Origin of the sequence: Waltera sp. (genome assembly GCF_046969025.1) — a bacterium.
Lineage (GTDB): Bacteria > Bacillota > Clostridia > Lachnospirales > Lachnospiraceae > Acetatifactor > Acetatifactor acetigignens.
Window position 1 is genome coordinate 131,241 of sequence record NZ_JBKVQF010000009.1, and the last position, 8,129, is coordinate 139,369.

General features: G+C 40.0%; 8 protein-coding genes. All 8 read right to left on the minus strand.

What is annotated here, in order from left to right:
• Positions 1-84: 84 nt before the first annotated feature.
• Positions 85-468, minus strand: coding sequence for a DUF6262 family protein (locus ACLTOH_RS06975; RefSeq protein WP_058353079.1), 384 nt, complete (start codon positions 466-468; stop codon positions 85-87).
• Positions 437-1,954, minus strand: coding sequence for a tyrosine-type recombinase/integrase (locus tag ACLTOH_RS06980; RefSeq protein ID WP_412123304.1), 1,518 nt, complete (start codon positions 1,952-1,954; stop codon positions 437-439). The genes ACLTOH_RS06975 and ACLTOH_RS06980 overlap by 32 nt, the downstream gene beginning before the upstream one ends.
• Positions 1,944-3,245 (minus strand): tyrosine-type recombinase/integrase, encoded by a 1,302-nt coding sequence (locus tag ACLTOH_RS06985; RefSeq protein WP_412223730.1) that lies wholly within the window; start codon positions 3,243-3,245, stop codon positions 1,944-1,946. The genes ACLTOH_RS06980 and ACLTOH_RS06985 overlap by 11 nt, the downstream gene beginning before the upstream one ends.
• A 167-nt stretch (positions 3,246-3,412) precedes the next feature.
• Positions 3,413-4,507 (minus strand): tyrosine-type recombinase/integrase, encoded by a 1,095-nt coding sequence (locus ACLTOH_RS06990; RefSeq protein ID WP_412123302.1) that lies wholly within the window; start codon positions 4,505-4,507, stop codon positions 3,413-3,415.
• Positions 4,508-4,767: 260 nt separating this feature from the next.
• Positions 4,768-5,163 carry a hypothetical protein gene (locus ACLTOH_RS06995; RefSeq protein WP_412123301.1) on the minus strand — a complete coding sequence of 132 codons (396 nt, stop codon included), beginning with the start codon at positions 5,161-5,163 and terminating at the stop codon, positions 4,768-4,770.
• A gap of 888 nt (positions 5,164-6,051) precedes the next feature.
• On the minus strand, positions 6,052-6,627 hold the full coding sequence (locus tag ACLTOH_RS07000) for an accessory gene regulator B family protein (protein WP_412123300.1): 576 nt from the start codon (positions 6,625-6,627) through the stop codon (positions 6,052-6,054).
• Between the two features lie 4 nt (positions 6,628-6,631).
• Positions 6,632-6,793, minus strand: coding sequence for an AgrD family cyclic lactone autoinducer peptide (locus ACLTOH_RS07005; RefSeq protein WP_412123299.1), 162 nt, complete (start codon positions 6,791-6,793; stop codon positions 6,632-6,634).
• A gap of 105 nt (positions 6,794-6,898) precedes the next feature.
• A complete protein-coding gene (locus ACLTOH_RS07010) occupies positions 6,899-7,867 on the minus strand; it encodes a sensor histidine kinase (protein WP_412223733.1) in 969 nt (322 codons plus the stop codon).
• Between the last annotated feature and the right edge of the window lie 262 nt (positions 7,868-8,129).

Below are 8,129 nucleotides of genomic sequence, written 5' to 3' on the forward strand. Positions count from 1 at the left end.
AAAGAAAACGCATAGTCAATGTTAACCATGCGCTTACTTATGTCCCTCAATTCCGAGGTTCATGTATTCTGTTGTTTTCTTTACTTATAGGTTTTTTAGTATGTTCATGTTCTTTTTATCCAGAGCCTTTTTCAATCTCTGATTCTCTTCTTTGAGCTGCTCGTTCTCTCCTCTTAGGAGTCTTATCTGCTCATGCAGTTTCGCAATTTCATTATCCATGACCATGTCAAGGATTCCCTTTCGTGGATCAACCATACCTGCCTGTTTCTCCACAGCTTCATCTACCAATTTCCTCACGGTTGGATTCTTATAAAAGAACCCTCTTGATAATCCTGTTTGTACCATCAGTTTTGGTACTGTCACTCTCTCGCCTTCTTCTACCATTTCCAGTATGGTTATTCTGGCAAGGTTAATTTTTTCTACACTGACTCTACGGTTACATTCCACCATCTTGTCGTATTTGCTCATATTCATCACCCCATCCATCCAGATTTTGCAGTATGATATCGGACAACCTTTTTCGTGCCTTTCGTGTATCATCTGCCAGAATCTGATTGCTCATCTTCCTATAATATTTTACATTTTTGAGATTACTGTGTCCGAGCAGTTTTGCTATGGTCCAGTCATCCAAATGCATCTCTGTCAGCTTTACGCCATAATAGTGCCGGTATAAGTGAGAGCCGAAGCCAAATAAGTTACCATTATCATCTCTTATGTTCTGCTCTCGAATCATCTTTACGATTCGGCTTTGTATCGTACCATACTGCATCGGCTTATTCGGATTGTTCTCGTTAACAAAAATGTACTGTGTTTCTCCGAATCTTTCCTGCGTGTAAGCAATCGCTTTTCTTATCAGAGCTGCCAGTTCTGCACTGACCGGTTTCTCATAAGTGCTGGTTTTCATCTGCCGGATTCGTATAATGGTATCTATTCCCTTTTCATATAAGCAGTCTGTTTCAAGTGTTAAGGTATCCGAGATTCTCGTTCCCAGCATCTGGTGGATTACCATTAGTCTTGCAGTCTGCTCATCCATCTTTACAATGGCTGCGTTTAACCGTTTTAATTCTTCATCAGAATATACCTTGAATTCTGCTTTAGGTGTTGGTGGAATATCTCTTGTTAAAAATAATGTGCTTAAATTCTGATATCCGCATGTATGACCGATGCTTTCCAAGACTGCCCGAAGCCTATTTATATCTGCATGAAAATGTTTTGTTTCTGTTGCCTCGGTTTTTAGGTAGGTCAGATACTCTTCAATAATTTCTCTTTCCAGTTCCTTACATGACTGAATCCGTGGATACCTTTCCTTTAGGTATTTTGATAACCGCCTCATGGCAGTCATCTCTTTTTGTACACAAGCAATTGCTTCTCCCTGTAAGTTTAGGTATATTCCCGTTTTCACTTCTTCTCGGATTTCCTTTTGAGGTATGCCGGTGAAATTAATTGTCTTGGAACTTTTGATTAAGTTGTCTTTGTAAGGGATGTCTAATTTTTCAAGTTTCCAGATATCCTTTTCCCTTTCCGGGATTTCCTGCACGTTGACAAAATCAAGCATTGCATCCAGATACCCAAATTCTCTCGTCTTTAACAGGACTACTGTTCCATATACGCACTCTCGCTTTTTGGTAATTTCAATCCCTTCTTGGAACATCCACGCTTTCAGCTTTTTCATCCACACTTCTTTTTCTATGTCTGCCAGACTGTTGATGTTCTTCGCATATCGGCTTAAAAATCGACATATCTTTCTGTACCGAGTACGTTCCGCATAAAAAGTCGCAATATCAACTTTCTTACTTCTATCCAGTAAAAACGCTCTTACCTCTTCTTTGATATTTCCTGATGGTAACTCACTTAAATCGTAATATGGATTCTTTGCTACATATTTTGCTTTCAGCTCATCTATTGAGATTCCTTTGTAATGTACCAACTCTCTGATGTATATTCTATTCTCCATTATCGTTCACCCCCTTTCTGAGACAACTTGCCAAGCTGCCTTTTTTAAAATATTCTTCATTGGCTTTCTCTATCTTCTTTGGCATAAAGTCCACATATTGACGTGTCATTTCTTCGTAGTCATGTCCCAGATAATCTCGAATGCTTTGTATCGGAACCCCTGTATCATAAAATGCTGTTGCTATGGTGTGGCGGTAGTCATGACTTCGGAAAATGTATTCTCCGTTTTGGACATTGCATTCCTTGCATGCTTTTATCATTTTGTTCTTAAAGGTACCCTTATGATAGGCACCGCCTTTTTGATTCTGAAATATATACTCATCAGCCTTTCGGTTGTATTTTGCAATGTAAACTTTCATCAGCTTGTATAAAGCCATTGGTATCGGTATGCGTTTGTAAGTTCGCATTTTTATCTGATACACCTGTATCCATGCGTCATGTCCCTGCATATAATAAGCATTTCCTTTTAGCGTACATACCTCACTGAGCCGAAGTCCGATTCCCCATAAATGTAAAAACATAAGTCTTGTATCTTCTGAAAACTTATATAGGTTAGCCATGATTTCATCCATGACTTCTTGTTCCACACTTCGGTCATGATGTTGTTGAAATGTTTTCTTTATGTAGTAGTCTGGATCAAACGGGATTCTTTCAATGTGACCTTTAACTTTTAGATAATTGAAAAAGTGCAGGATGCACATGACCTTTTTGTTATACGTTTCTTCTTTAACTTCCCGAAGCTGCTCTGCCCGGAAGTATTCATCCATTTGTTGGCTTGTCACCATACAGACATTTTCTGTCTCTGATTGATTTAAATCTTCTAAAAATCCCCTTATATATACCTGCTCACTTCTGAGATTACTAATTGCTAGGTTGGTAATACCGATTCCATATTTTATGTACATCTGTAACAGATGCCTGTTTCCCTTATGAGTAACCTCTGCAAAGGATATGGATTGTGCCGGATTTGATGGGTCCAATCTCTCCGGTTGCAGATGTAACCGTTCCATATACCATACATTGGCATCCCAATGTATCTCTTCCGCTTCCATAAAAAGTGCCTTGGCACACCATGCGGTAACTCCTGCATAACAATGCTTTTGATAATCACTTCCCAGCGTTTCCTTGAACCTCTCAATCTGTTCCAGTTCCATTTTCTCAAGGTCTTCGATTTGTTCTTTTACGCAAAAATCATATAATCTCAGCAGTCCTCCAAGCTGTGCATGCATTCGCTCCCTATTAGCTGCATGCTCGATGAAATAATGCAGTGTTGTGAAAACCTGCTTTTTCATCTTCTGTGGTGCTTTCTTCGTAAAGTCCCATACTAAAAGTTTCTTATTAGCATCCTTATAAAAACTCTCGGCTATTTTTACGTCCGGATGGTAAGGCATGTATAATATAGTATCTGCATATTCCGGTCTTACTGCTTTTCCACTGACTGTTATCTGTAACTGGCTTTTTATAGGTCAGAGTGTCTTTCATAAAACTCCCTGCTTGCTTCCATAAGTTTGTCATCAAGAATTCCAAGGTACTTGACTGTAGTGTCCAGATGCTTGTGTCCTAATGCCTGACTGATAAGCTCCAGTGTCCAGTCTGCATTCCATCTTGAAACTGCAAAATATCGTCTCAGCATATGTGGTGTTAGCTTGTATCCAGTCTTTTTCTCCATGCGTTTCAGCATGTCATATACGCTTTCCACCATCATCGGCTTTCCTGCTGTTTCCCCAGCGATGTTGATAAACAAAAGTGTCTGGTGTTGTAGCAGTTTCCGATATTCATTCATGTATCTCAGCAGGAAATCGAAGGTATCATCGCTTACCCTCGCTTTTCTGTACTCTGCATTTTTGGCTCTGGCATTATTATCATTATCATCTCTAAAGTACACACGGACTGTCTTTCGCTGATAATCGATATCCCTGGTATAATCTACACCAAGGATTTCTCCGATGCGGAAACCTGTTTCTGCTATCATCAGCAGAAGCAATTGGTCACGGCTATTCGTGCATGCCTGTAAAATATCTATAATTTCCACCTCTTCGGCTGCTCTTACATTTCTCTCCTTGGGTTTGAAATAGCCTTTAAACGATTTTGCTCTGATAGTTCTTTTTACCCCTACTGCGTTAGCTACTGTAATCTGGTTATAACTCAGAATCTGTAGTGGCTTTGCCAGTCCGCAGTCTGCCATATATAAAAAGAACCCGAACACATCTTTTAGGTATGCGTTACAGGTTCCTTTTCCGGTGCTTTCTTTTCGATTGTTTGCTACGTGATTCCCTTCCAATAGCCAGTATAAAAACTGCACGAAGTGTTTGTTCTGGTCTTCGTATCCCATCTCACTCACTTCCTCAAGTTCTACTTCCTGCCGATTGAGGTACTCCATGTAATAACATAATGCAAAGGCCATTCTCCTTACTGTGTTCGGAGAGCGGTTTGCATCTATCTTGTGCTTCAGGAATTTGCTCGGATATAAAACAACGTCATATGTTTCATTATCCAGTATGTAATAAAACTTGTATTTACCTTCATTCAGCACTTTTACTGCATATCGTTTCATTGCTCGCTCTCCTTTCTTTCAGCCTTTTTTCAACTACATACACTACCATACACTTGGGAATATATCTAGCAAATTATGCCACTTTCCCGCTTATAAATCTTATTTTTCTATTAATCTATCTCGCACGCTCTCATTCTTACAAGAGCAATCCCTACGACAATATATATCCCCATTATGACACCTGACACTATAAAAAGTATTTTCCACATACGCACCTCCAAATTTTAGTTATACTAAATTTATACCCCAAAGAAACACACTTACATCATCTGACACTCTGCCATCGTGACTGCTTGGTCCTCTGCAGCAAAGTACATATCTGATTCCTCTCTGGTTACCATTAAGATTTCCCCGGCTTCCTTCTCTCCCATCTGAATCGGTGCAAGATAAGGAATAATCTCTGAACACAACTTCTGATCCGGGCAGGTATTGATAAAGCCACCATAGGTATCCAAAATTAGACGGTCAACCATGTCGGTAATTATCATCTTCTCAGCATCATAAAAATGACTGCCAAGGAAATTTGCCATATTCTCTGGTGTCGTGGAAATAAAAAACTCCTGTCGGTTTCCTCCGCCCCTTGGATAAAAATAGGCATATCCAGCCCTTTCTGTATCAAGAATCTTTTCTACCATGCTTTTTTCTTTCTCTGCCATGATTTCTTCCTCCGCTTCACGCTTCCCTAATTTCTGTGCTGCTAAAACACACAAGAATGCGGCAGAAGTTTTCTACCCCTCTGCCGCATGGATTCTGTGATTTAGTCTCACTGCCATAATCCTTCACTTCTTGTAAGTGATTTGCTCCTATTCGACACTACTTCCCGGAGCCGGAACGTCGCAAAGACAGAGAAAAAATAATTTCCTGTCTGCTCATCCCTTGGGCAGTCAATCCAGACTGTCTGCGGTTCCTGCCACAAAAGGCATACAGACATCACAGGAATCTCACCTCCACCACTGCGTGCTGGCTAATCTCAAGGAGTATCATTATAGGCCATTTCCCTCTTCGCACCTGCCTACCACAGACAGGCTGTACCCCGGTTGTCCCGCTCGGCTCCTTAGATGCGATCTTTTTTACATCTGGTAAACAGATGCAGGAGTGTCATTGCGCCCCGGTTACGGCTCCTTAAATGGCTAATGTATCTGGACTGCTGGATATGGCTGGCAGAACACATCGTGATTCTGTGCTGCTCTCAGAGACAAATATAAGGGTATCTGCTCCGGCATTTGTCAAAGTACCACGAGAGGATATCCGGGAGAGACCATCCGCCCGAAAAAACTCCTCTCATAAGGTACTCACACAAAATCACGATTTGAGAGGGTACTAATCAAAAAATTTTTTAATTTTTTTCAAAGCTGCTTCAATGCTCTCTCTTACTGACATATCGCTGACTCCCAAGCGCTTTTCAATAAATGTGTAACAGGTGTTCTGTTATCTGTAATAAGTTGCAATTATCTTCGTTTATCTTATTATTTCTACAAATTTCCCTCCTTACAAATTTGCATAAAAAAATCCCTTTCGGTTTGATATTTCCGAAAGGGACTATACTATTCAATATGCGCCTGTAACCATAATTGTCCTTTGCCAATCAACATAAATACTGCTGTAATGCAGATGCTGGAATATATGGCGTAGGTATATGATGTAACTCCTCCATACCATAAAATCCCTAATATGATAAGCTGCACTACTGTTATTACCCTGGCTCTCCTACCAAAATGTTTCTGCTCTGCCTGATCTAATTTTCGGTTCTTACTGTGCATTGGACTAAATATCATAATGATGCTAACTGCTATAGCCAAAAAAATGCCCAAAACAAAATTCTCAGTCTTCACAAATAACATTTCAGTATATACCGGAATAAACAACACCAGATTAGAACCTATGTAGCAAAATACACGACTGTCTGAATGATACCCGCCGGTGTAGCTTCGAAGAACCATAAAAGAAACGGTAAACACTGCGACAATAAACAGTTTTTCTGTAATAAGACCAATCAGGAATGCTGTCAGCACATTCAATAAAATTATCATTCCATTTCGTATGCCAAATTGATATATTTCCTGCTCCTCTTCTTTTATAATTCCCCGCTCTACCAACCGTTGGCTTAGCCACCCGGACATCTTTCTAAAACCTTCTTAATTTTTCAGAGCCTTTCGGCATTTCATCCTGACCTAAAAACCACATACAGCACTGATTGACTGTCGTAGCGGTCACCATTAATGCCATTGCTGCCATCATGCCCATTGCTCTGTTACTTAATTTGTTCATCCAATTTCTTTTCTTCATCCGTAGAACCTCCTTTTATTTTTGATGGTTCTACTCTACCAATTTATTCTCAAAAATCAATCTATCTGTAATAAGTTGCACGTTATCTGTAACAAGTTGCAAGCTTTACTCTAGACGCTCTACATTGGTAAGGAGTAGGCTGGCTTTAAATGTACCACCTTCATCCTCTAACAGAAGATTTCCTCCGTACTGTTCTGCAACTCTTCTCACGCTTCGTATTCCCCTGCCATGTTTCCTCTTATTTTCCTTAGTCGTAGCAAAAGCCGGATTGGATTCCATGTTCTTGCTATTACTCACTACTATCAGCAGTTTCCCATCTTGATATTTTGTTTCCACATCCACAAATCGCTTTTCTCTCTGCATCTTCATGCTGGCTTCTATAGCATTATCAATCAAATTGCCATATATGACACCCATATCTCCGAAACTTATAGACATCCGCTTTGGTACAAAGGCTTTCACTGTCATCTCTATTCCTTTTTCTCTGGCCTTGGCCACCTTTACCTTGATCAGTGAATTTAATCCCGGATTAGCAGAATATATAATATCCTCTGCCAGCCGGATATCTCCTAACATTTCTGCCAAAGTATCCCTGACAAATTCCCGCTCTCCTCTTTCCACACCATCATATAACACAGCTAGTTTATTTTTCATATCATGCTTAATATCCTGAATCTGTTCCTGATATTTCTCTACATCCTGGTAGTATTCATTGTTATAAGCAATCTCTTGGTAAATCATTTCCTCTTCCAGACGTTTTTCTGCCATGCCGGTATACTTATGAACCATCAGAAACACAATGTAATTTGTTACCACGATACTAAAAATAACGCACATACATAAAATCATGGTATCTGCCGACATGATTTCTCCTGCGATCTCTATCAAGAGAAAACAGGACACAACGCTGGCAAAGGGAATCAGTTCCAACGTATATGCAATCTCTTTTGGTAGCAAAGACACTCTTACGTTTTTGCCTGCTTTGATTTTACAAAACAGCTCTACTACCAACAGCAGAAAAACCTCCATCACAAACACTACAAAATAGTATCCTACTATCTCATGCTCAAACACTCCCCCTGCCAACGTCAGATATATTATATATCCAATGGGTTCTGCAATAACAACCAATCCCATATATAAAAAGACGGTGATTATCTTGCTTCTAATATTGGCTTCGTATTGGCTGCAAATTCCGGCTCATCTGACCACGCATTCCGCTAAGAGCTGATCAGTCTTTCCGGATGTAACTGAACGCGTTTCCGCTTCAGCTGATCAATAAGTTTTCAACGTGTTATAGTTCTTTCGTAGTCATCAAATGATTGCGAAAGGAGGC